Origin of the sequence: Halorubrum ezzemoulense DSM 17463 (assembly GCF_002114285.1) — an archaeon.
GTDB classification, from domain to species: Archaea; Halobacteriota; Halobacteria; order Halobacteriales; family Haloferacaceae; genus Halorubrum; species Halorubrum ezzemoulense.
The window spans coordinates 30,922-51,893 of sequence record NZ_NEDJ01000014.1; the positions used below are offsets into that span (position 1 = coordinate 30,922).

A 20,972-nucleotide genomic window follows, 5' to 3' on the forward strand; every position below is an offset into this window, starting at 1 on the left:
CGCACGTGACCGCCGATACGAGCGACGACGGACCGGACCGATCCGACGAGCTGCGCGCGGCGGCCGCCGCCGTCGACCGCGGCGACCTCGTCGTCTACCCGACCGAGACGGTGTACGGGCTCGGCGCGGACGCGCTCGATCCCGACGCCGTCGAGCGCGTCTTCGACCTGAAGGGCCGCGACCGGTCGAATCCGCTCTCGCTCGGCGTCGCGAGCGTCGACGACGCCCTCCGCCACACCCGCCCGACGGAGCGGGCGGTGGCGTTCGCCCGGGCGTTCCTCCCGGGGCCGGTGACCGTCGTCGTCGAGCGCGGCGACGGCGTGCCGGACGCGCTCACCGCCGGCCGCGACCGCGTCGGGATCCGCGTGCCGGACCACGACCTCGCGCGGGCGCTCATGGCCGAGACCGGTCCCCTCACGGCGACGAGCGCCAACGTCTCCGGGACCGGCAGCGTCACCGACCTCGGCGACCTCGACGACCGGGTCCGCGACGGGGTCGCCGCCGTGATCGACGGCGGCGAGACGCCCGGCACCGAGAGCACGGTCGTCGACCCCGAGGCGGGGACGATCCACCGCCGCGGGGCGATGGCGGGCGCCATCGAGGCGTGGCTGGCGGACCCGCCGGTAGACGGGTAGAAGCGCCGGCGAGAAGCGGTCGGCGCGTTAGACGGAGAGGTCGCCCTTCGCCTTGATCACGTCGAGGTCCCCGGCGTCGACCGTCTCGACGTCGAGCCAGTGGGGGACGTACTCGCGTTTGTCGTAGGCGTCGCGCTCGTCCTCGGTGCCGACGGTACACCATAGCTGGGGCTCGTCCGGGCCGTGCCAGCCCCCCTGGACGTTGATGCCGAAACAGACCAGCTCCTCGCCGTCGTGCTCGATCACCGCGTCCTTCCGGATGTCGGGGTCGCCGCGGATGATGAGGTGTTTCATGTGCCGGCGTTTGCGTGTTCCGGGCTTAATCGCTTCGATACCGCGAATCGACGGGCGTCGGGGCGCGACCGCGAACGTCGATTCCGATCAGCCGGAGTAGTAGTACTCGCCGTCGCGCTTCTGCTGGCTGTCGAGCTGTGAGCCCGGCTTATTGATCCGGGGGCGTCCGGTGCGCTCGTCGCGGCGGAAGGTGATCTCGAGGTCGGCGAGGAACTCGTTCATGCCGTCGCGCATGTCCTGCGGCGGCGCCGCGCGGCCGCGCTCGGCCGGCTCGCCGTCGAACACCATCAGCCGGTCGGCCAGCAGGTCGATCATGTAGATGTCGTGGTCGATCACCATCACCGTCGCGTCGTGGTTCTCGGCGTACCGGCGGATCGCCGTCGTCGCCCGGACGCGCTGCTCCACGTCGAGGTGGGCCGAGGGCTCGTCGAGCAGGTAGAGATCGGCGTCGTCGGAGAGACAGGCCGCGATGGCGACGCGCTGACGTTCCCCGCCAGAGAGATCCGAGAGGTTCTGCTCCATCACGCGCTCCAACTGGAGGGGCTGGGCGATCTCGGTGTTCCAGTAGGAGGAGCCGAACTCGTCGGTGATCGACGAGAGGAACGCGTCGACCCGCATGTGCTGGTCGATGTCGATGTACTGCGGCTTGTAGGAGATGTCGAGCGCGAAGTCGAGCTCGCCCTCGTCGGGCTCCAAGTCACCCGTGAACAGCTGCGCGAGCGTGGACTTCCCGATCCCGTTCGGGCCGACGACGCCCAACACCTCGGAGCGGTTGATCTCGCCGCCCTCGACGCGGAGCTCGAACTCGCCGTCGCCGTACGACTTCCGCAGGTCCGGGTACTCGATCAGCGTCTCGCTCCGTGAGGCGACCCGCGGCGCGTGCTCCTCGAAGGTGATCGCCGACGGGCGGATCCGCATGTTCTCGTTGTCGAGGTACCCCTTCAGGTACTCGTTGATCCCCTTCCGCACCGACTTCGGGTCGGTGATGACCCCGTACGCGCCGGGCTCCCCGTACGCGACGTGGAGGGTGTCGGCGAGGAGGTCGAGGATGGCGAGGTCGTGTTCGACGACGAGCATCGACCGGTCGGCCGCGTCGTCGTCGGCGAGCTCGCGGATGAGCCGGGCGACGATCATCCGCTGGCCGATGTCGAGGTACGGCGTGATCTCGTCGAGGAAGTAGAAGTCGGCGTCACGTGCGAGGCACGCCGCGATGGCGACGCGCTGGAGCTCGCCGCCCGAGATGGAGTCGATGTCCTGGTCCATCACCGGGCGGATGTTGAGGCGGTCGACGAGATCGTCGAGCGCGCCGCGCTCGTCGGTCCGCTCCAGGAGTTCGCGGGTGTTCCCGTCGAACTGGTTCGGGATCTGGTCGACGTACTGCGGCTTGCGCGCGACCGTCACGTCGCCGTCGCGGAGCGATTCGAGGTAGCTCTGGATCCCGGTGCCGCGGAAGCGGTCGAGGACGCGCTCCCAGTCGCCGTCGGCGGCGTGGTCGCCGAGGTTCGGGACCATCTCGCCGGCGAGCGCGTGGACGGCCGTGGACTTCCCGATCCCGTTCGGACCGAGGATACCGGTGACGCTGCCCGGCTCCGGCGTGGGGAGGCCGTACAGCGAGAAGGCGTTGTCGCCGTAGCGGTGGACCGGGTCGTCGTCGAGTTCGGAGGGGAGGTTGATGATCTCGATGGCGTCGAACGGGCAGGAGTTGACGCAGATGCCGCACGTCTCGCCGAGACAGATTTCCTCGGAGATGTGGATCTGGTCCGGATCGCCTTCTTCGGCGTCCTCGCCGCGCTCCGTGATACACTCCTTGCCCGTCCGGTTGGGCGGGCAGTCCTTCATACACTCGTAGTTACAGCGGTCGGGCTGACACCGGTCGAGGTCCACGACCGCGATACTGTCGTCCGCCATCTCAGACCCCCAGTTCGACGCCGGACGTCAGGAGGACGGTGTAGCTGATGAACCAGAGGGTGAACGTGAGAAACGCGATGTAGAGGTTGTCTTTGACGCCGAAGTCCCCGACGCCGACCGCTTTAAATATCGGGTACTGCGCGATGACGAACGCCCCGAGCACGAACACCGCGGTCGTGCTCGCGGCGGAGGCCGGATCGGTGCCGACGTAGACGGCCGAAACGACGCCGGCGGCGATCCCGGCGAGACAGCAGATGGTCGTGACGACCACGCCGCGCGCGTGGTCGGAGAGGCCCGAGTCGTCGCTCATGCCTTCGGATCCGCGAGCGCCCGTGAAAAGCCGTTCGTTCCCGCCGCCGGCCGCGACCGCGACGGGAGTACCGCGGGGACATCCGCCGGGTCGGTCCGGCGCGCGTCGCCCCGGCCGAGGCGCGCGCGAGCCGAATCGCTGACTGACTGGTCAGTCCGGCGGGGAGAAATAGGGCCATATTGCCGGTTTGTACCGCGAAAAGCGGCGCATATCTCCGGTATACGGCGGTTCAGCGGCAATGCTCCATCAACATTTATGAGCGTGTGCGGTTTCGAATCGTAACGATGGAAGGAACTCAAACGGAGGGCCTCGACGACCTCCCGCCGAGCGCCAAACTCGTCTTCAAGGTGCTCGAGTACAACGGACCGTTGACCCAGAAGGGGATCGTCCAAGAGTCGATGCTGTCGGCCCGCACCGTCCGGTACGCGCTCGAACGGCTCGAGGGGATCGGCGTCGTCGACGAGGACGTCTACTTCGCGGACGCCAGGCAGAACCTCTACAAGCTCACGGAGCCGGCTCAGGAGTTCACCGCCGACGAGAACGAGGCCTCCTGTACGGCCGACTGACGGGATCTTCCGATCGTCGGTGCGGTTCCGATCGCCCCCCTTCTCGCGGCGGCCCGATGCGGTCCCTATGACTCCGGACGCTCCGCGCCACGTGCGCCGCTGACGGCGGTCGCGATCGTGAGGACGACCGCGACCGACAGCGCCGAGGTCGCCGCCAGCACGAACGCCAGCAGGAGGAACCAGACGTCCGGTCCGAAAAGCGGGTACTCGCGCGTGTCGATCACGGGGCCGAGCAGTTCGAGGGTCCTGACGAGGTACAGCAGGACCGCGAGCAGCGCGCCAGCCGCCGCCCCCACTCGGACGTTGCGGTAGAACGACAGCGACTCAAGGAGAACCAGCATCGGGGGCTTCGAACTGTCCTCGCTCACGGGTAGCCGTACGGTCGGCGGCCGCAAAGAGTCATCGGAACGCGACCGAGGCCCCCGGAAGCGGGGGGCGACGAGGCCGATTCGAAGCGGACGGGCGGCCCGTTGACCGAGCCTCGACGACACGGGGAGAGGATATCCTACACGATCGAAACGGACGTATGAAGGCCTGACAGCGTCAGTGACAGTCGTAAAGTGGATCGGCGGGAGAGGAGGCGTATGGCCAAACTGGTGCTGTCCGCGTTCCCGATGATAGACCCGGAGACGTACCGCGAGGTGCTCGCGGACGCGGTCGACGAGCCGGTCGAGATCGAAGTCGCGGAGCTGGGCTCGACCGAGCGGCTGATCGACGCGATCTCGGGGGCCGACGCTGTCGTCACCGACATCAACACGCCCGTCACGGAGGCGGCGCTCGACGCCACGGACCTCGACGTCGTGGTCCGGTCGGCGGTCGGCGTCGACAACATCGACGTGGAGGCGGCCGCGGAGCGCGGCGTCACCGTCACCCGCGTCCCGGACTACTGTACCGACGAGGTCGCGACGCACTCGGTGACGCTGCTCCTCGCGTGCCTACGGTCGCTGAAGCCGTACGACGACGCCGTCGCGGGCGGCGGGTGGAGCTGGGAGGCCGGCGCGCCGATCCGGCGCGTGAGCGCGTCGACCATCGGGCTGCTCTCGTTCGGGCCGATCGCGCAGCGCGCCGCCGAGCAGCTCTCCGGGTTCGACGCGGACCTCGTCGCGTACGACCCGTTCGTCGGTGCCGACGAGATGGCCGCGTACGGCGTCGAGGAGGTCGATTTCGAGGCGCTGTTCGACCGGGCCGACCACGTCGGCGTCTACGCCCCCCTGACGGACGCGACCCGGGGAATCGTCGACGCTGACGCGCTGGCGCGCCTCGACGCGGACTCGGTCGTCGTCAACGTGAGTCGCGGTCCGGTCGTCGACGCCGACGCGCTGCTCGACGCCCTGGAGGCGGACGAGATCAAGGCCGCCGGCCTCGACGTGCTCGCCGAGGAACCGCCGGAGGACGACCCGCTCGTCGGGCGCGACGACACGGTCGTCACGCCGCACGCGGCGTGGTACAGCGAGGAGGCGAAGGACGACCGCAACCGGAGCGGCGCGGCGGACGTGGCGGCGGTCCTCAACGGCGAGACGCCGGCCGGCCGGGTCGACCCCGACGCGGACTGGCTGTAGTTCGGCGCCGTCGACGGCGCAGGTGCTCCGTCTACAGGCGGTCGAGGGCGTCGAAGTCGTCGTCGTCCGAGTCGCCCGCGTCGTCGAGAGCCGGCGAGTCGCTCCCGCCGTCGCCGTCGGGGTAGTTCGCGTCGAGCCCCGCAGCCAAGCCGACCCCGAGGTCGTAGGTGTCGCGGACCGTCTGCGCGAGGACGCCGTCGCGGTCGAAGACGACGTAGACGGCGACGAACTCGTACTCCGCGGGGCGCAGCACGAACACCTCCCGCGGGTCGTCGTCGTCCCGCGAGTCGTTCACCCGCGCGACGAGCGGTTCGATCGGGAGCCGCCCGGTTCGGACCTCCTCGAAGGTGTCGCTGCCGGGCGCATCGGCGAAGAGGTAGAGCGCGCCGTTCGGATCGCCGTCGTTTGACCGGGTCGTGATCGAGCCGACGGGCTCGCCGTCCGCGCGGATCTGTCGCCACGTCTCGACGGCCGCCTCGAACATCCCCTCCACGTCGTCGGCGAAGCGGAACCGGGTCTCGCGGACGACCTCGACCTCGCGGAATCGCGCGGAGCCGTCGGTCCACGCCAGCGTCGCGTCGACGACGAAGCCGGGACGGAGCGCGTCGACGGCGTCCGCGAGGTCGCCGTCGTATCCCTCGGCGGTGGCGTACAGCGGGTCGTACCGGTCCGCGGCGTCGGGGTCCGTCGGATCGACCGGCTCGTCGGCGAGTTCGACGAGGACGAACTCCTCGGCGTCGTCGACGCCGCTCCGAGCCGCGTCGTCGTTGATGTCCGGCCGCTGGCGCCGGTCGTGGACGCGGAACCGGCCGCTCGTCGTCGGGTTCATGCCCGAGAGAACGGGTGGCGGGCGGAAAAGACGGTCGGAAGCGGGCGCCGAAACCGGCGTCGGCCGACCGCGGATCCGTGTCGTTATGGGGCGGGCGGCCCAATGAACCGGTAAATGGGGATCCTCGAGGACAAGTCGAACGCCCGGCTCTTCTACAAGTACCTCTCGAAGGTGTACGACCAGATCAACCGCTTCAACTGGAACGAGGAGATGCGCGCCGAGGCGCTCTCGTGGCTGGAGTTCGGCGACGACCCGACGGTGCTCGACGTCGGCTGCGGCACCGGGTTCGGCACCGAGGGACTGTTAGAGCACGCCGACGACGTCCACGGCCTCGACCAGAGCGTCCACCAGATGGAGAAGGCGTTCGAGAAGTTCGGGAAACACGACCGCGTCGACTTCTATCGCGGCGACGCCGAGCGGCTCCCGTTCCGCGACGACGCGTTCGACGTGGTCTGGTCGTCCGGTTCGATCGAGTACTGGCCGAATCCCGTCGAGGGGCTCCGCGAGCTCCGCCGCGTCGCGAAGCCCGGCGGACAGGTGCTCGTCGTCGGTCCGGACTACCCGAACAACCCGATCCTCCAGCGAGTGGCCGACGCGATCATGCTGTTCTACGACGCCGACGAGGCCGACCGGATGTTCGAGGCCGCCGGCTACGAGGAGTACGAACACCACATCCAGCAGGCGACGCCACAGAGTCCGCGAGCGATCACGACCGTCGCTCGCGTTCCCGGCGGCGACGGAACGGACGACGGGTCGGGTTCGACCGCCGCCAACGCGGAACCCTCGGCGCCCGACGCCGAGTGAGAGCGCGGTTCCCGCGTCGCGCTCGCTTCAGCCCGCTTCGACGGACGCCTCCAGCGACGCGACCGGCTGCCCGTCGGCCGTGATGTCGACGGTGACCGTCCGGTCGGGTTCGAGCGTCGGATCGTTGGTGTCCGCGACGCGGAACGTCGCCGTCTCCCCGACGCGCAGCGTGTCGTCGCCGGCGGCGTTGAACGGACCGGTCGGCCCGGGGTGAAACCCGGCGGCCGAAAAGAACGGGAGCGGCGGCTGTTCGTCGAGCGGTTCGCCGTCGATGCTGACGCGGATCGTCACGGCCGAGACGTCGATCGGGTCGCCGCCGCGGTGATCGATCGCGATCCGATCGTCGGTCGCCGACAGGGACAGCACCGCCGACGGCGGCACCCTCGCGCTGGGACCGTCGAGCGCGGCGGCCGCGACGCCGCCGGCCAGCACGACCGTGATCGCGATGAGCAGCACGCCCGCGACGGGCGCCATTCCCCGGCGGCGACGAGCGGCTGGTGGCACGGCGGTCCTGCGGCGGTTCCGTACAAAAGGGTCGGCCCGGGCGGCGGCGAGCGGGGGCGGAAACGCGGGCCGGAACGGGCGGTCCGGACCGGCGGAGACGACCCGGCCGACCGGTCACTCGTCGCCGACCGGCCTCGGGGTCGTCAGGGGTTCGATGTCGTCGAGAACGACGACGTACGGCTCGTCGACGACCGTGATCCGGTACGGCTCGGCGGGCGAGAGCGTCCGAACGACGCCGGCCCCGTCGGTGGTGCCGATCGCCCGACTGTCTCCCCCGCCGACGGACTTCGTGACGGTGACATCGGGAACCGGTTCGCCCGTCTCGTCGTCGAGGACGGTGACGGTCACCGGGCCGCCGGGGTAGGTCCGCTCGACGGTGACGTTGAACCCGTCGCCGGAGGCGGTGACCGGTTCGCTGTCGGGGAACGCCGTCAGGCCGACCCGCTGGTGTTCGACGAACACCTGTTCCGTCCCGCCGCTGACGAACGTCTGGAGGGTGCCGAACTCGTGCGGGATCGTGATACGCTGGACCGAGCCCGCGCCGAACGCGTCGGGCTGGCGGAGCGCGGCCGTCTCAGGGTAGGCCGCCTCGGTCATCTCGATGGCCGCGTCGTTCGAGATGTCGCTGCCGCCGCGGTCCCAGCGGCCCGTGCGGAAGACCTCGCGGACGTACTCGTCCTCGACGACGGTCGCGAGCACGACGGCGCCCTGGCTCGACGCGACGTAGATGTCGCTCGGGGCGGACTGCCCGCGGGCAATGGCGAGGGCGCGGTCGCGGACCGGCCCCTCGTACACCTGTAGCGCCACCTGAAGCTCGTCGAGCCGACCGGGAGAGCTGAAGTCCTCCGTCGCGTCGGCGAGCGCGTCGATCGCGTCGAGCCGCTCGTCGTACTCCTTAGCGGTCGCCGCCACACGGACGAGTTCGTCGAGCAGTTCGCGGTCGGTGATCTCGCCGTCGGCGTGCGAGCTGAAGGCCTCCGACTGGCGGCTGTACAGCGCCACCTCGGCGCGCTCGACGCGGTTGATCTCCGCGAGGATCTGCTGTTGGCGCTCGACGTTCGTCTCGGTGCGCTCGATCCGGTCGACGACGGCCGCCGTCTCGAAGGCGGCGTCGGCGTCGGCGGTCGCGAACCCGAGCGACGATCCGAGGTCGGGGCCCCGGGTGGACGTGCTGACGCGCGTCGCCGCGCCCGACGGCGTCGAGAGCGTCCGGAGCGTGAGGTTCGCCGTTTCGATCTGCGGCGCGAGTTGGCTGGGGGTCGACGGGGAATCCGCCGAGGAGGCGAGATCGACGGACCGTGACGGGGATGTGGAGGGCGAGACGGGATCAACGGACTGCGCCGGGCCGGAAGGCGGGACGGAGGCGGCGGGCCGCGCCGGCTCTGAGGCGGGCGAAGCGCCGTCGGAGGCGGCGACGCCGGGGCCGGCGACGCCGGCGACCGGCGCCACGAGCAGCAGGACCGCGACCGCGGCGATCGGGAGGGCTCTCATCGTCTGCTGGTTCGCCCCGCGATACAAAAAATCCACCCACTGCGGTCGGTCACCGGCGCCGTGCGGGTCGGTGTCGCGGTCGACGGCGCGTCCGGCCGCGGACGTGAGTGGGAGTTCGACCGCGTTTCCCGTCGAAAAACAGCGTATGGAAAGCGTTTTGCCCGGCGCGCGAGTGGCCGGAGACGTATGCGGAACCCCGCCTTGCGCGCGTTCTTGGTCGCGATCGTCGCGCTCGCGTTGCTCGCGAGCGCCGGCGGCGCGGTCACCGGCGCGACGACGGCCCCCTCTCCCCTCGACGCGGAGGTCGCCCCGAACCACGCCGGGCCGCTCGACGGCTCGACCGACGTTCGGGGGTCTCTCGGCGGGGAATCAGCGGTTCGCCAACAGACCGACGACGCGATCACCTCGCCGTCGACGACCCGTATCCGACTCGCGTTGAACCCGGACCGGAGCGCCGACTGGACCGTCGCGGTGCGGTACTCGCTGGCCGACGAGAACGAGACCGACGTGTTCCGCACGGCCGGCGAGCGCTTCCGCGGCGGCGAGATCGGGCCGAACGCCGCGCTGTTCGAGGGATTCCGTCGGGAGGCGAGCCGCACCGTCGACCGGTCGATGTCTATCGAGGGCGTCGAGCGGGAGGTCGAGGTGTACGAGGACCCGAGCGAGTTCGACGTCGCCACCGAAGACGCCGTCGCCGTCGGTGAGTTCCGCCTGCGGTTCACCTGGACCGAGTTCCTCGCACAGGACGGCGAGAGCCTGATCCTCGGGGACGCGCTGACGACGCCGGGCAACGAGACGTGGCTGCGTAGCCTCGAGGCGAGCCAGACCCTGGAGGTGGCGACGCCGGAGGGGTACGCCGTCACCGGAACGCCGAGCACCGCCGTGACGCAGCTCTCCGACGGCGACGTGATAATCGAGGGCCCCCAGACGTTCGAGAGCGGCGACCCGGTACGGATCGTGTACGAGCCCGCCGGGGCGGGCGCTCCGTGGGGAATGCTGGCGGCCGCGATACTGCTCGGGGCCACGCTCATCGCCGGCAGCGTCGTCGGGTACCGCCGGATCACCGCCGAGGAGGACGTCTCGGACGAGTCAGCCGCGACCTCCGAGACCGCGGACCCCGGCGGCGCCGACCGGAAGCCGATCGGTGCCGGCGACGGCGGTCCGGAAGACGACGGTTCGGGGGACGACCCCGACGATTCCGTCGGAAAGGGGGAGGACGGCGACGACGGGCCGGACCTCTCGCTGCTCTCGGACGAGGAACGCGTCGAGCGGCTCCTCGACGAGAACGGCGGCCGGATGCGGCAGGCAGACATCGTCGCCGAGACCGGGTGGTCGGACGCGAAGGTCTCGCAGCTGCTCTCGGCGATGGCCGACGAGGGGCGCGTCGAGAAGCTCCGACTCGGCCGCGAGAACCTCATTTCGCTGCCCGACGGCGAGGACGAGACGGGCGGCGACGGCGAGGAGTAGGCGGAAGCGGCGGCGACAGCGAGGAGACAGCGACGGCGGCGACAGCGCCCGTTCGAGCGCCGAGCGCTGACCCGCGGAAGCGGAAACCGCCGGTCCGTCCTCGCCCGTTCCGAAAACCATTACAGGGCGAGCGACCGAGTAACGATCATGAAGGTTCTGGTGACCGTCAAGGAGGTCGCGGAGGCGGACGACGACTTCGCGATCGAGGGGACCGACATCGCCGAGTCCGATCTCGAGTACGATCTCAACGAGTGGGACGACTACGCCGTCGAGGCGGCGGTCCAGCTGGCCGAGGCCGGGATCGCGGACGAGGTCGTGACCGTCACCGTCGGGCCGGAGCGCTCGGAGGAGACAATCCGGATGGCGCTCGCGAAGGGCGCCGACCGCGCGGTCCGCGTCTGGGACGACGCGCTGGACGGCGGGTTCGCCGACGTCGCCTCGAAGGTCGAGCTGTTCGAGGCGGTCGTCGCGGAGGAGGAGCCGGACCTGATCCTCGGGGGGGTCCAGGCGGCCGACACCGGGTTCGGCGCGACCGGCGTCGCGCTCGCGGAGCGGATCGGCTTCGAGCACGCCGCGGTCGTCAACGACCTCGACGTCGACGCGGACGCGGGGGTGGCCCACGTCCACCGCGAGCTGGAGGGCGGGGTCGAGGAGCTGACCGACGTCGACCTCCCGGCGGTGTTGACCGTCCAGACCGGGCTCAACGAGCCGCGGTACGCGAGCCTCCGCGGGATCCGGCAGGCACAGCGGAAGGAGATAGCGGTGAAGGCGCTGTCCGACCTCGGGCTGACGGCCGAGGACGTCGAGAGCGCGCTGACGCTCACCTCGATGTACGAGCCGGAGAGCGAGTCGGACGCGGAGATCATCGAGGGGGACGCCGGGGAGTCCGCGGGTCGCCTTGCCGAGGTCCTCCGTGACAAGGGGGTGAGCGCGTAATGAGCGTGCTCGTCGCCGCCGAACACCGCCGGGGAGAGCTCCGCGACGTCTCGTACGAGGCGATCACCGCCGGCCGAGAGCTCGCCGACGCGCGGGGAGTCGACCTCCACGTGGCGGTCGTCGCGGGCGACGTCGACGCCTTCGCGGAGGAGCTGAACCGCGAGGGGGTCGACGCGATCCACGCCGTCGCCGACGGCGAGGAGTTCGACCACAACGCCTACCGAGCGGCGGCCTCGACGCTGGCCGACCGCGTCGACGCCGGGGCGGTGGTGATGCCGAACTCCGTCAACGGGCTCGACTACGCGCCCGCCCTCGCCGAGAGCCTCGGCGTCCCGCTGGTGACCGACGCGGTCGGGATCGAGTACGACGACGGGCTCACCGTCACCCGCGAGATGTACGGCTCGAAGGTCGAGACGACGGTCGACGTCGAGGGCGACTGGTTCGTCCTCACGGTCCGGGGCGGCGAGTGGCCGCCCGCGGAGGGCGTCGGAGACGCGACGGTCGAGACGGCCGACATCGACCTCCCCGAGTCGGGAGCCCGCGTCACCGGCTTCGAGGAGGTCGGCGGCGGCGACGTCGACATCGCGGACGCCGACGTGCTCGTCTCGGTCGGCCGCGGCATCGAGGAGGAGGAGAACATCGAGCTCATCGAGGACCTCGCGGACGCGCTCGGCGCGACGCTGTCCGCCTCTCGACCGATCGTCGACAACGGTTGGCTGCCGAAGAACCGGCAGGTCGGACAGAGCGGGAAGGTCGTCACGCCGGACGTGTACATCGCGGTCGGCATCTCCGGCGCGGTCCAGCACGTCGCCGGCATGAAGGGGTCGGACACGATCGTCGCGATCAACACCGACCCGAACGCGCCGATATTCGACATCGCCGACTACGGGATCGTCGGCGACCTCTTCGACGTGGTGCCCGAACTCATCGACGAGTTCGCGTAGGCGGACCCCGGAGCCGGCGGCAACGCTCTTGTATCGCGGCGGAGTACCGAACGTTCTGACGGCGTTCGCCGTCTCGTCACGATGATCCCGATCCGCACCAGCGTTCCGACCGTCGACGAAGCGGAGGCGCTGCTCGCCGGAGTCCGACGGACAGTCGACATCGAGGCGGACGGCGCGGCCGCGGCCCTAGCCAATGAGGAGCCGGATCTGGGCCTCCTCGAGATCGTCTCGGGCCCGTTCGCGTCCGTCGCCGATGTCGACGAGCGGCTGGCGCGGACCGAGTCGTACCTCCACGAGCGCGGCGACCGGCGCGCGGTGTTTCTCACGGTGTACAGCCGGATGACGGCGACCGTCCGGACCGCGATCGACGACGGCGCGTTCGTCGACCCGGAGTGGGCCGCGTCGTACCTCGTCGCCTTCGCGGAGCGCTACCGCCGGGCGCTGGCGGCGTTCGAGCGCCGCGCGTTCGAGTCGCTCCCGCGACCGTGGCTGATCGCCTTCACCGCTGCGGTCCGCGGCGAGTCGCTCGTCGCGCAGGACGCCCTGCTCGCGATCAACGCGCACATCACCTACGACCTCACGTACACGCTCGGTGAGGTCGAAATCGACCCGGACCGCGATGTCAAGCGCGAGGACCACGACCGCATAAACGCGATCCTCGCCCGGCTCGTCCAGACCGTACAGGATGTCCTCGTCGAGGCGTACGCTGCGGTCGGGATCGCCGGGGTCGGCCGGCTGCTCGATCCCCTCGACGACCGGTTGGCCCTGCTCGGCCTGAAGGGCGCTCGGGAGTTCGCCTGGCGGAACGCCGTGTTACGCGCCGACCTCCCGGCGTGGCTCGGGGAGCGATACGTCGACTGGCGCGCCGAGACCGTCGCGACTGGCGCCGCGGCGGCCGTCCTCGCGCCGGATGTAGACGCCGACGCGACGGGGCGCCTGCGAGAGGCGGAGGACGGCGGCGACGCGGCGAGCGCGTTCCGCGAGGCGGTCCGACGGCGGATGTAGCGACGAGAGAAACACTGATGACGGTCCTCGCGGATATGACGACTATGCCACATATCCGGGGGACGGTCCACGGCGTCGCCGCGATGGTGACCCTCGTCGTCGGGTCGATGCTGACGGACGCGATCCGCGAGGAGTACGAGCTGTTCGCGCAGATCGCGGCGACGACGACGCACCTGCTCATCGACGTCGCGGAACTGCCGGTGTCGCGAGAGATCGCGGCGGTGGTCGTCCCCGTCGGCGTGCTGATGGGAGTCTGGGTGTTCGCGTACGAGCTCCAGCGGCTGATGCGGGCGAAGTGAGAGCCCGGTCTCGGTTCGTTTATCACCCCGCCGACCCTCGGATCGGGCAATGAGCGAGGCCGACGAGCAGCCGGCTGCGACCGCGACGGGCCGGGAGATCTGGATCGAGAAGTACCGGCCGCAGACGCTCGACGACATCCACGGGCAATCGGAGATCGTCGAGCGGCTCCAGAGCTACATCGCGCAGGACGACGTGCCGCACCTGCTCTTCTCGGGGCCCGCGGGCGTCGGGAAGACGACCGCGGCCACCGCCATCGCCCGCGAGATCTACGGCGAGGACAACTGGCGCGGCAACTTCATCGAACTGAACGCCTCCGACCAACGCGGCATCGACGTCGTCCGCGACCGGATCAAGGGGTTCGCGCGCTCGTCGTTCGGCGGCGACTTCCGGATCGTGTTCCTCGACGAGTCCGACAGCCTTACAGATGATGCACAGGCGGCGCTCCGCCGCACGATGGAGCAGTTCTCCGACAACACCCGGTTCATCCTCTCGTGTAACTACTCGTCGAAGATCATCGACCCGATCCAGTCGCGCTGCGCCGTCTTCCGGTTCTCGCCGCTGTCGGACGAGGCGGTCGGCGGGATGGTCCGCGAGATCGCGTCCGCGGAGTCGATCGAGGTGACCGACGCCGGAGTCGACGCCTTGGTGTACGCGGCCGACGGCGACATGCGCCGCGCGATCAACTCGCTTCAGGCGGCGGCGACGACGGGCGACGTGGTCGACGAGGAGGCGGTGTACGCGATCACGGCGACCGCCCGCCCGGAGGAGATCGAGTCGATGGTGACCGACGCGCTGGAGGGCGACTTCGCTCGCGCGCGCTCGACGCTCGACACGCTGCTCACGGAGACGGGGATGGCCGGCGGCGACGTGATCGACCAGCTCCACCGCTCAGTCTGGGAGTTCGACCTGAACGAACGCGAGGCGGTGCGGCTCATGGAGCGCATCGGCGAGGCCGACTACCGGATCGCCGAGGGCGCCAACGAACAGGTCCAGTTGGAGTCGCTGCTCGCGGCGCTCTCGCTGGACGAGTAGCGATAGACCGGTTTCGAGTCTCCGGGCGCTTGTTTATCCGGTACTGACGACCCAGCGACGGCGAACACTTCCAAAGCCCAGCCGCTCGGTTACATGTCGTTGAGTCCGGGGCGACGACGGACACCCCCGAAGCCCCGCCCCGCACGGCAACCGCGCCTCACGCCTCCCCAGCCTCGTCGGTCGCCCTCCGCGCTGCTCCGGGCGACCGGCTCCCTCGCGCGTGCTCCTCGCGGCCGCCTTCGGCTGCCACTCGGAGGCACGCACCACCGTGGCGAGCGCGCTTTTTAACTCACGCCGGCGCGGACTCCCGGTATGCTCGTCGTCGTCTCCGACACGCACGCACGCGAGGAGTCGAGGCTTCAGGGGCGGACCGCGGAGGCGGTCCGCGAGGCGGATCTGGTGATCCACGCGGGCGACTTCTACCGCGAGCCGGTCTTAGACGCTTTTCAGTCGACCACCGCCGCCCTCCGGGCGGTCTACGGCAACAACGACGACGCCGCGATCCGCGACCGCGTCCCGGAGGTTCGGACCGTCGAATACGCGGGGGTCAGGTTCGCGGTCACGCACCGACACCGCAGCGGCGACACGGGGCTCGTCATGCTCGGTCGCGGCCGCGACGCCGACGCCGTGATCTGCGGCCACAGCCACCGGCCGCGGTTCGACGACTCAGGCGGGCTCCCGATACTGAATCCGGGCAGCCACGCCCAACCGCGCGGGAACCGGCCGGCGCACGCGGAATTGCGTCCGGTGGACGACGGGGCCGGAGACGGTCTGGACGGGCGACTGGTGACGCCGGACGGGGAGGAGTTCGAGACGTTCCGGATCGGGGCCGAGAGCCGCGAGTAAGGGAGCGAATCACGAGAAGCGGATCGGGCTCGCCGTCGCGTCGGCAGAGACCGATCGCGACGCCCCGCTGACGGCCGGGCCGGCCGACGGTCGTGTCAGCGGTGGAGGACCCGGATCGACGCGGATGTGGGCGCCGGCTGTCGGTCGCTGGTCGGCCGGGGAGGGGGATACCGGACTGGGTAGGGAGCGGGTGCGAGTCCGACCAGCCGGCGGTCGGCCGGCGGGTTCGAGCGTGAGGGCCGAAGCGGGGGGTCGCGATTACACGTAGTCGGGGTATCGACATATACGTGGCTGAGGGACAAAAACGCGTTTTAGTTACCGGGATCCGATCGCCTGAACGCGTCGGAATCGTCCGGGTCACGCGACCGTTCGGCTCGAAACTTATAACCGCGTGCCGACGGATTCAGGCGTATGCTCCCGGTCCAACCGCTGTTCGTACTCCTGTTGGTGGGTCTTCTCGGGCTGTTCTTCTTCGGGTTCCTCCTCGTCCGGCGCACGGTGGCGGGGCTGAACGAGGGGTACAACGACGGGCGACGCTGATGGTCGTCGCCACCGCCGCGACCCTCCTCGTCGCCGCCGCCGCCAGCCTCTTTATGGCGTGGTCGATCGGCGCGGGGTCGTCGGGCTCGACCCCGTTCGCGCCCGCGGTCGGGGCGAACGCGATCTCCGTGATGCGGGCCGGGCTCGTCGTCGGCGTCCTCGGGCTCCTCGGCGCGATCCTCCAGGGCGCGAACGTGACCGAGGCGGTCGGCACCGAACTGATCGGCGGGGTGACGCTCACCGCCGTGGCGGCCATCGTCGCGCTCGTCACGGCCGCCGCGCTGGTCGCGGTCGGCGTGTTCGCCGGCTACCCGATCGCGACGGCGTTCACCGTCACCGGTGCGGTCGTCGGCGTCGGCCTCGCGCTCGGCGGCGACCCGGCGTGGCCGAAGTACGCCGAGATCGCGACGCTGTGGGTGCTCACGCCGTTCGTCGGCGGCGGCGTCGCCTACGGCGTCGCGCGCATGCTCATCGGCGAGTCGCTGCCCGAGCGACCGCTCACGGCCGCGCTCGCCGGCGTCGTCGGCGCGATCCTCGCGAACGTCGGGTTCGCGCTGCTCGGTCCCGCCGGCCAGCAGGCGTCGGTGGCGAGCGTCCTCGGGGCGGGGCTGGGCGGCAGCGGCGCGGGTCCCGCCGCGGTGAGCGTCGCGATCGCCGCGCTCGTTTCGGTCGCCGTGTACGCGGACCTCGGCCGCGACCGCGAGGGGGCACAGCGGCGGTTTCTGCTCGCGATGGGCGGGCTCGTCGCGTTCTCGGCCGGCGGGTCGCAGGTCGGCCTCGCGATCGGCCCGCTCGTCCCGATCTTCAGCGAGGTCGGCGTCCCGCTGTGGGCGCTACTCGTCGGCGGCGGCGTGGGGCTGTTGGCCGGGTCGTGGACCGGCGCGCCGCGGATGATCAAGGCGCTCGCGCAGGACTACGCCTCGATGGGGCCGCGACGGTCGATATCGGCGCTCATCCCGTCGTTCGCGATCGCGCAGACCGCCGTCGCCTTCGGGATCCCCGTCTCGTTCAACGAGATCATCGTCTCGGCGATCGTCGGTGCGGGCTACGCCGCGGGCGACGCCGGCGTGAGCCGGAAGAAGATGGGGTACACGGTCCTCGCGTGGATCGGGTCGCTCGTCGGCGCGTTCGTGCTCGGGTTCGGCCTCTACTCGGCGGTCGACTTCGTCGCGTGACGGGCGGCGACGCTCCGCTTCACCCTCAGGCGCGTCCCTCGGGGTACGTCGGCAGCCGCGCGGACCGCGCGCTCCCGTCGACGAACGGGAGGTCGACGGCGGTGGCCGGACTCTCCTCGCCGTCGACGCGGACGGCGACCTCGCCGAGGGCGGCGTCGAACCCGACGAGCGCCAGCGCGACTGGCACGTCCGTCGCGGGGCCGACGGCCGCCCGCGTCACCTCGCCGATCGCCTCGTCACCGTCGAAGACGGCCGCACCGGACGCGGGGAGCGCGGCGTCGATCCCCTGCGGGTCCGCGTTCGGGTCGACGCCGTCGACCGCCTCGGCGACGCCGTCGAGTTCGAGGCCGACGAGCCGTCGGCTCGGTCGCCCCTGATTCTCCACGCGCGAGACGACCTCCTGCCCGACGTAACACCCCTTCTCGAAGTCGAGCGCGTTCCGGAGGCCGAGGACGTTCGGGACCGTGCCCGCCAGTTCGTACTCGAAGAGGGGCGTTCCGGCCTCCGTCGCGAGCGCGTCCCACGTTCGGTACCCGAACGGCGCGGCGTTGAGCCCGCGGTTGATCAGGGTGTCGAACACGTCGCCCGCGTCGGCGGCGGCGCAGACGATCTCGTACCCCTCCTCGCCGAGCGGCGCGTCCGTCGCGATCACGGTGACGCCGGCGTCGACCATCGACCCGCGGACGAACGAGAGGGGCCCCTCCGGCGCGCCCGGTCCGCCGAGGACGGAGGCGACCTTCTCGGTCGACTTCGGGCCGTGAACCCCGAACACGCCGAACTCGTCGGACACGTCGTCGATCGCGACGTCCTGAATGAACACGTTCTCCGCCCAGTCGGCGGCGACCGACTCGACCCGTTCCGGGGGGAGGAAGACGAGCAGCCGCTCGTCGGCGTTGTACACGTACATGTCCGTCTCGATCCCGCCTTGGGGATCGAGCAGGAGGGCGTACGTTCCCTCGCCGTCCTCGGCGGGGACGCGGTTCGAGACGGCGTTGTCCACGAACTCGACGCGGTCGCTCCCCCTGACGGCGAGGACGCCGTACCCCATCTCGATCACGCCCGCGACGTTTCGGACCGCCTTGCCGACGCGGACGGGCTTCCCGTAGTGGTCGACGACCTCGCGACCGCCGCGGTCGCGGTACGCGGCGCCGTGCGCGTCGTGGGTACCGGAGACGAGCGTCATGGTCGAACGGTGGCGATCGAGGGGCAAAAGGCCGCCGTCTCCGACGGCTACAGTCCGAGTCGGTCCCGGATCGCGTCGACGAGGCTCTCGGAGGGGTCGTCGTCGGGCGCCTCCGGGTCCGGAACGACCTTCTCGTGGGCGTACACCCGAACGTGCTCCTCGGACTCGACGGTGATCAGCGAGTCCTCCTTCAGCGTCGAGAGGGCCTCCTCGACGGCGTCGATGTCTGCGTCGACGGCCGCGCGCAGTTCGAGGACGGTCATTCCCTCGTCGCCGCGGTCGACGAGCGCGTCGAGCAGCGCGACCTCGACGTCCGGCCGGTCGCGGTATTCCGGCTTTGCGGCCATACCCGTCCCTTGTGCGGGCCGGACTTTACGTCTACCGGCGATCGGAGAGGGATTGGCGACCGGAGAGATCGGGCGACAGATCGTCGGGAGGGTACGCCGGTCGCGCCGCGTCAGCGGACGATCCGCGAACAGGTGCCACAGAGGTTCTCCTCTTTCACGTCGACCTCGCGGACGGTCGGGGAAAACGACATCACGCACTTGCTGTTGTCGCAGTGCTCCAGGCCGAGAGTGTGACCGATCTCGTGGACGACCTCCTTGCGGACGCGGTCGCCAAACACGTCGACCGCGGGCTTGGTGGAGACGCCGCCGTCGGAGGAGGTGCGGAGGCGGTGCGTGGAGATAACGGAGCCGCTGCCGTTCAGGTACGCGAGGCCGAACACGTAGTTCCGGCGGCGGTAGTAGAGGTCCTCGGGCGTGATGCCGATGTTCTTCTCGCCGCCGCCGACCCGAGTGACCGTCTCGATGAGGTCCTCGGCGCGGTACTGGTCCCTATCTGCCTCGAAGGCGGAGTCGGGGATCGGCTGATCGTCGTGGACCGTCACGTCGCAGTCGTATACGGAACGCAGCGCACCGGAGGCCTCCCGTTTCACTCGGGGGGTGACCTCCCCGACCGGGACGATGTCCACGAGCATGGAACAGCTTTTGAACGCCGCGGTCATAAAGGCCGCGCCGTGGTACGACCACCCCCGTCGGAGCGGGCGCTTGTTGCCGCACTCGGGCGGTACGAACGATTGATCGAGGTCGGAGTCGGCCGCCGGCCGGGCGTCGCCCGTCCGCTCGCCGATCGGGGCCACGAGGCCGTCGCGATCGACATCGAAGTGAGCGAGGCGGCGCAGGACGCGGCGGCGGGGAGGCAGGCGCCGAGCGGGGGAACGCTCCGCGTCGTCGCCGCGGACGTGACGGCGCTCGCGGCCGACGACGAGCGGGCGGCGCAGAGCGCGCTTGGGATCGGCGCGAGCGACGAGACCGCCGGTGAGGCTCCGGACGCGCCCGGCGGCGTCGACGCCGTGTACGCTCGGAACCTCCCGGCGGAGCTACAGCGGGCGACCGTCGCGCTCGCGGAGCGACTCGGCGCCGCCTGCCTGTTCACCACGCTCGGGTTCGAGGAGCCGGTCGTGGACGTCTCTCGGAAGTCGACGGAGTCGGGAACTGTCGTGTTCGTCGCGCGGTGACGGAACGGACCGGCGACCGGGACGCCGCACGGCTCGAACCGGCGACGCCGACCGCGAACCCGAACGTTCATTCGGGCGCCAGTCGGGGGTACCCGTATGCAGGTCGACGCAGTCGTCCTCGACATCGACGGGGTGTTGGTCGACGTGGCGGACTCCTACCGTCGGGCGATCCTCGAATCGGTCGACCGGGTCTGCGGCAAGCCGATCGACCCGGACGCGGTCCAGGCGTTCAAGGACGCCGGCGGGTTCAACAACGACTGGGAGCTGACCGACGCAGCGGCGTTGTTCGTGTTGGCCCGCCGCGAGGGGCTCCGGATGGACGTCGACGAGTTCACCGAGCGCGTCCGCGAGCTCGGGGGCGGGCTCGACGCCGCCAAGGAGGTCGTCGGCGACCTCCCGCGAGTCGCACAGGCCCGCGTCCGCGACCAGTGGGACCGGGACGCGCTCCGCGAGACGTTTCAGGCGCTGTACCTCGGCAGCAAGCTGTACCGCGAGTTAGAGGGTGGCGAGCCGCCGTTCGAGGCCGACGGGTACATCCACGACGAGCCGACGCTCGTCGACCCCGAGACGATCGCCGACCTCACCGGGCGGTTCGACGTGGGCGTCCTCACCGGGCGGCCGGCGGCCGAGGCCGACATCGCCTTGGACCGCGTCGGCCTCGACGTGCCCGAGGACCGGCGGTTCACGATGGACGACTGGGAAGAGGGGAAGCCGCACCCGCGGGCGCTCGTCGAGCTCGCCGAGCGGTTCGGCGCCGGGCGGGTCGCGTTCGCGGGCGACACCCTCGACGACGTGCGGACCGCACGCAACGCCGACGAGTCTGACGAGACGCGCGTCTACTACGGGGTTGGCGTCCTCACCGGCGGGCTCACCGGCGAGGCGGGGCGCGAGAAGTTCGCCGGTAACGGCGCGGACGCCGTGGTCGAAGACGTGAACGAACTGGTTGGGCTACTGGAGTAGTCGTCGTCGCGTCGGCTCGGGCACCGTGCGCCCCTCCCGCGTTAACCGCTCCGTGACGGATCTCGCCGGCGATCGCGGATACCGCCGGTATCCGGGACACGTCGGGTCCGGTGAGCGACGACCCCGCGAACGAGACCGCGACCGACGTGACGCTCCAGCAGGAGT

General features: G+C 70.6%; 25 protein-coding genes. 15 read left to right on the forward strand and 10 right to left on the reverse strand.

Annotated features, from left to right (window positions below):
• Positions 1-5: 5 nt before the first annotated feature.
• Positions 6-635, forward strand: coding sequence for an L-threonylcarbamoyladenylate synthase (locus tag B9H04_RS06005; protein WP_049931465.1), 630 nt, complete (start codon positions 6-8; stop codon positions 633-635).
• Between the two features lie 27 nt (positions 636-662).
• Here B9H04_RS06005 and B9H04_RS06010 read toward each other — a convergent pair whose 3' ends face one another.
• The 3 genes from B9H04_RS06010 to B9H04_RS06020 form a co-directional block, all read right to left on the reverse strand.
• Positions 663-929: an HAH_0734 family protein gene (locus B9H04_RS06010; RefSeq protein ID WP_049931464.1), complete on the reverse strand. Its 267-nt coding sequence runs from the start codon at positions 927-929 to the stop codon at positions 663-665.
• A gap of 87 nt (positions 930-1,016) precedes the next feature.
• On the reverse strand, positions 1,017-2,837 hold the full coding sequence (locus tag B9H04_RS06015) for a ribosome biogenesis/translation initiation ATPase RLI (RefSeq protein WP_049931463.1): 1,821 nt from the start codon (positions 2,835-2,837) through the stop codon (positions 1,017-1,019).
• A 1-nt stretch (position 2,838) separates the two neighbouring features.
• A complete protein-coding gene (locus B9H04_RS06020) occupies positions 2,839-3,147 on the reverse strand; it encodes an EMC6-like membrane protein (protein ID WP_049931462.1) in 309 nt (102 codons plus the stop codon).
• A 284-nt stretch (positions 3,148-3,431) separates the two neighbouring features.
• Here B9H04_RS06020 and B9H04_RS06025 point away from each other — a divergent pair, with 284 nt between their 5' ends.
• Complete coding sequence (locus tag B9H04_RS06025; RefSeq protein ID WP_049931461.1) at positions 3,432-3,713, forward strand: MarR family transcriptional regulator; 282 nt, start codon at positions 3,432-3,434, stop codon at positions 3,711-3,713.
• A gap of 65 nt (positions 3,714-3,778) precedes the next feature.
• Here B9H04_RS06025 and B9H04_RS06030 read toward each other — a convergent pair whose 3' ends face one another.
• Positions 3,779-4,081 (reverse strand): DUF7536 family protein, encoded by a 303-nt coding sequence (locus tag B9H04_RS06030; protein WP_425433476.1) that lies wholly within the window; start codon positions 4,079-4,081, stop codon positions 3,779-3,781.
• 216 nt (positions 4,082-4,297) lie between these two features.
• Here B9H04_RS06030 and B9H04_RS06035 point away from each other — a divergent pair, with 216 nt between their 5' ends.
• A complete protein-coding gene (locus B9H04_RS06035) occupies positions 4,298-5,272 on the forward strand; it encodes a C-terminal binding protein (protein WP_085682537.1) in 975 nt (324 codons plus the stop codon).
• Positions 5,273-5,303: 31 nt separating this feature from the next.
• Here B9H04_RS06035 and B9H04_RS06040 read toward each other — a convergent pair whose 3' ends face one another.
• Complete coding sequence (locus tag B9H04_RS06040; RefSeq protein WP_049931459.1) at positions 5,304-6,101, reverse strand: DUF6663 family protein; 798 nt, start codon at positions 6,099-6,101, stop codon at positions 5,304-5,306.
• A 114-nt stretch (positions 6,102-6,215) separates the two neighbouring features.
• Here B9H04_RS06040 and B9H04_RS06045 point away from each other — a divergent pair, with 114 nt between their 5' ends.
• Positions 6,216-6,905: a methyltransferase domain-containing protein gene (locus B9H04_RS06045; RefSeq protein ID WP_049931458.1), complete on the forward strand. Its 690-nt coding sequence runs from the start codon at positions 6,216-6,218 to the stop codon at positions 6,903-6,905.
• Between the two features lie 27 nt (positions 6,906-6,932).
• Here the strand turns inward: B9H04_RS06045 and B9H04_RS06050 are convergent, their stop codons facing one another.
• Together B9H04_RS06050 and B9H04_RS06055 are read right to left on the reverse strand one after the other, a co-directional pair.
• On the reverse strand, positions 6,933-7,379 hold the full coding sequence (locus B9H04_RS06050) for a type IV pilin (protein WP_049931457.1): 447 nt from the start codon (positions 7,377-7,379) through the stop codon (positions 6,933-6,935).
• Positions 7,380-7,523: 144 nt separating this feature from the next.
• A complete protein-coding gene (locus tag B9H04_RS06055; protein ID WP_049931456.1) occupies positions 7,524-8,900 on the reverse strand; it encodes a DUF7094 domain-containing protein in 1,377 nt (458 codons plus the stop codon).
• A 186-nt stretch (positions 8,901-9,086) separates the two neighbouring features.
• Here B9H04_RS06055 and B9H04_RS06060 point away from each other — a divergent pair, with 186 nt between their 5' ends.
• From B9H04_RS06060 to B9H04_RS06095, 9 genes are all read left to right on the forward strand, one after another.
• Positions 9,087-10,367 (forward strand): helix-turn-helix transcriptional regulator, encoded by a 1,281-nt coding sequence (locus B9H04_RS06060; RefSeq protein ID WP_049931455.1) that lies wholly within the window; start codon positions 9,087-9,089, stop codon positions 10,365-10,367.
• 147 nt (positions 10,368-10,514) lie between these two features.
• Positions 10,515-11,303, forward strand: a complete 789-nt coding sequence (locus B9H04_RS06065; protein ID WP_049931454.1) for an electron transfer flavoprotein subunit beta/FixA family protein — start codon at positions 10,515-10,517, stop codon at positions 11,301-11,303.
• Positions 11,303-12,247 carry an electron transfer flavoprotein subunit alpha/FixB family protein gene (locus B9H04_RS06070; protein ID WP_049931453.1) on the forward strand — a complete coding sequence of 315 codons (945 nt, stop codon included), beginning with the start codon at positions 11,303-11,305 and terminating at the stop codon, positions 12,245-12,247. Before B9H04_RS06065 ends, B9H04_RS06070 begins: the two co-directional genes overlap by 1 nt.
• A gap of 81 nt (positions 12,248-12,328) precedes the next feature.
• The gene (locus B9H04_RS06075) at positions 12,329-13,252 is read left to right on the forward strand and encodes a DUF5995 family protein (protein ID WP_049931452.1); all 924 of its coding nucleotides are present in this window, start codon (positions 12,329-12,331) and stop codon (positions 13,250-13,252) included.
• A 44-nt stretch (positions 13,253-13,296) separates the two neighbouring features.
• Positions 13,297-13,551: a hypothetical protein gene (locus B9H04_RS06080; RefSeq protein ID WP_211216864.1), complete on the forward strand. Its 255-nt coding sequence runs from the start codon at positions 13,297-13,299 to the stop codon at positions 13,549-13,551.
• Positions 13,552-13,600: 49 nt separating this feature from the next.
• Complete coding sequence (locus B9H04_RS06085; RefSeq protein WP_049931451.1) at positions 13,601-14,584, forward strand: replication factor C small subunit; 984 nt, start codon at positions 13,601-13,603, stop codon at positions 14,582-14,584.
• Positions 14,585-14,896: 312 nt separating this feature from the next.
• On the forward strand, positions 14,897-15,430 hold the full coding sequence (locus B9H04_RS06090) for a metallophosphoesterase (RefSeq protein WP_049931450.1): 534 nt from the start codon (positions 14,897-14,899) through the stop codon (positions 15,428-15,430).
• A 411-nt stretch (positions 15,431-15,841) separates the two neighbouring features.
• Positions 15,842-15,970, forward strand: coding sequence for a DUF7859 family protein (locus B9H04_RS19425; protein ID WP_254921732.1), 129 nt, complete (start codon positions 15,842-15,844; stop codon positions 15,968-15,970).
• Positions 15,970-17,145: an inorganic phosphate transporter gene (locus B9H04_RS06095; protein ID WP_049931449.1), complete on the forward strand. Its 1,176-nt coding sequence runs from the start codon at positions 15,970-15,972 to the stop codon at positions 17,143-17,145. The genes B9H04_RS19425 and B9H04_RS06095 overlap by 1 nt, the downstream gene beginning before the upstream one ends.
• A 25-nt stretch (positions 17,146-17,170) precedes the next feature.
• Here B9H04_RS06095 and ygfZ read toward each other — a convergent pair whose 3' ends face one another.
• The 3 genes from ygfZ to B9H04_RS06110 all read right to left on the reverse strand — a co-directional run bounded on the left by ygfZ (position 17,171) and on the right by B9H04_RS06110 (position 19,307).
• Complete coding sequence (gene ygfZ, locus B9H04_RS06100) at positions 17,171-18,328, reverse strand: CAF17-like 4Fe-4S cluster assembly/insertion protein YgfZ (protein WP_049931448.1); 1,158 nt, start codon at positions 18,326-18,328, stop codon at positions 17,171-17,173.
• Positions 18,329-18,375: 47 nt separating this feature from the next.
• Complete coding sequence (locus B9H04_RS06105) at positions 18,376-18,675, reverse strand: DUF6432 family protein (protein ID WP_049931447.1); 300 nt, start codon at positions 18,673-18,675, stop codon at positions 18,376-18,378.
• 110 nt (positions 18,676-18,785) lie between these two features.
• On the reverse strand, positions 18,786-19,307 hold the full coding sequence (locus tag B9H04_RS06110; protein WP_049931446.1) for an archaemetzincin family Zn-dependent metalloprotease: 522 nt from the start codon (positions 19,305-19,307) through the stop codon (positions 18,786-18,788).
• 39 nt (positions 19,308-19,346) lie between these two features.
• On the opposite strand from B9H04_RS06110, the gene B9H04_RS06115 reads away from it, so the two are divergent.
• Positions 19,347-19,847, forward strand: coding sequence for a UPF0146 family protein (locus B9H04_RS06115; RefSeq protein ID WP_085682538.1), 501 nt, complete (start codon positions 19,347-19,349; stop codon positions 19,845-19,847).
• Between the two features lie 96 nt (positions 19,848-19,943).
• Positions 19,944-20,807, forward strand: coding sequence for a TIGR01548 family HAD-type hydrolase (locus B9H04_RS06120; protein ID WP_049931444.1), 864 nt, complete (start codon positions 19,944-19,946; stop codon positions 20,805-20,807).
• The last annotated feature ends 165 nt before the right edge of the window (positions 20,808-20,972 follow it).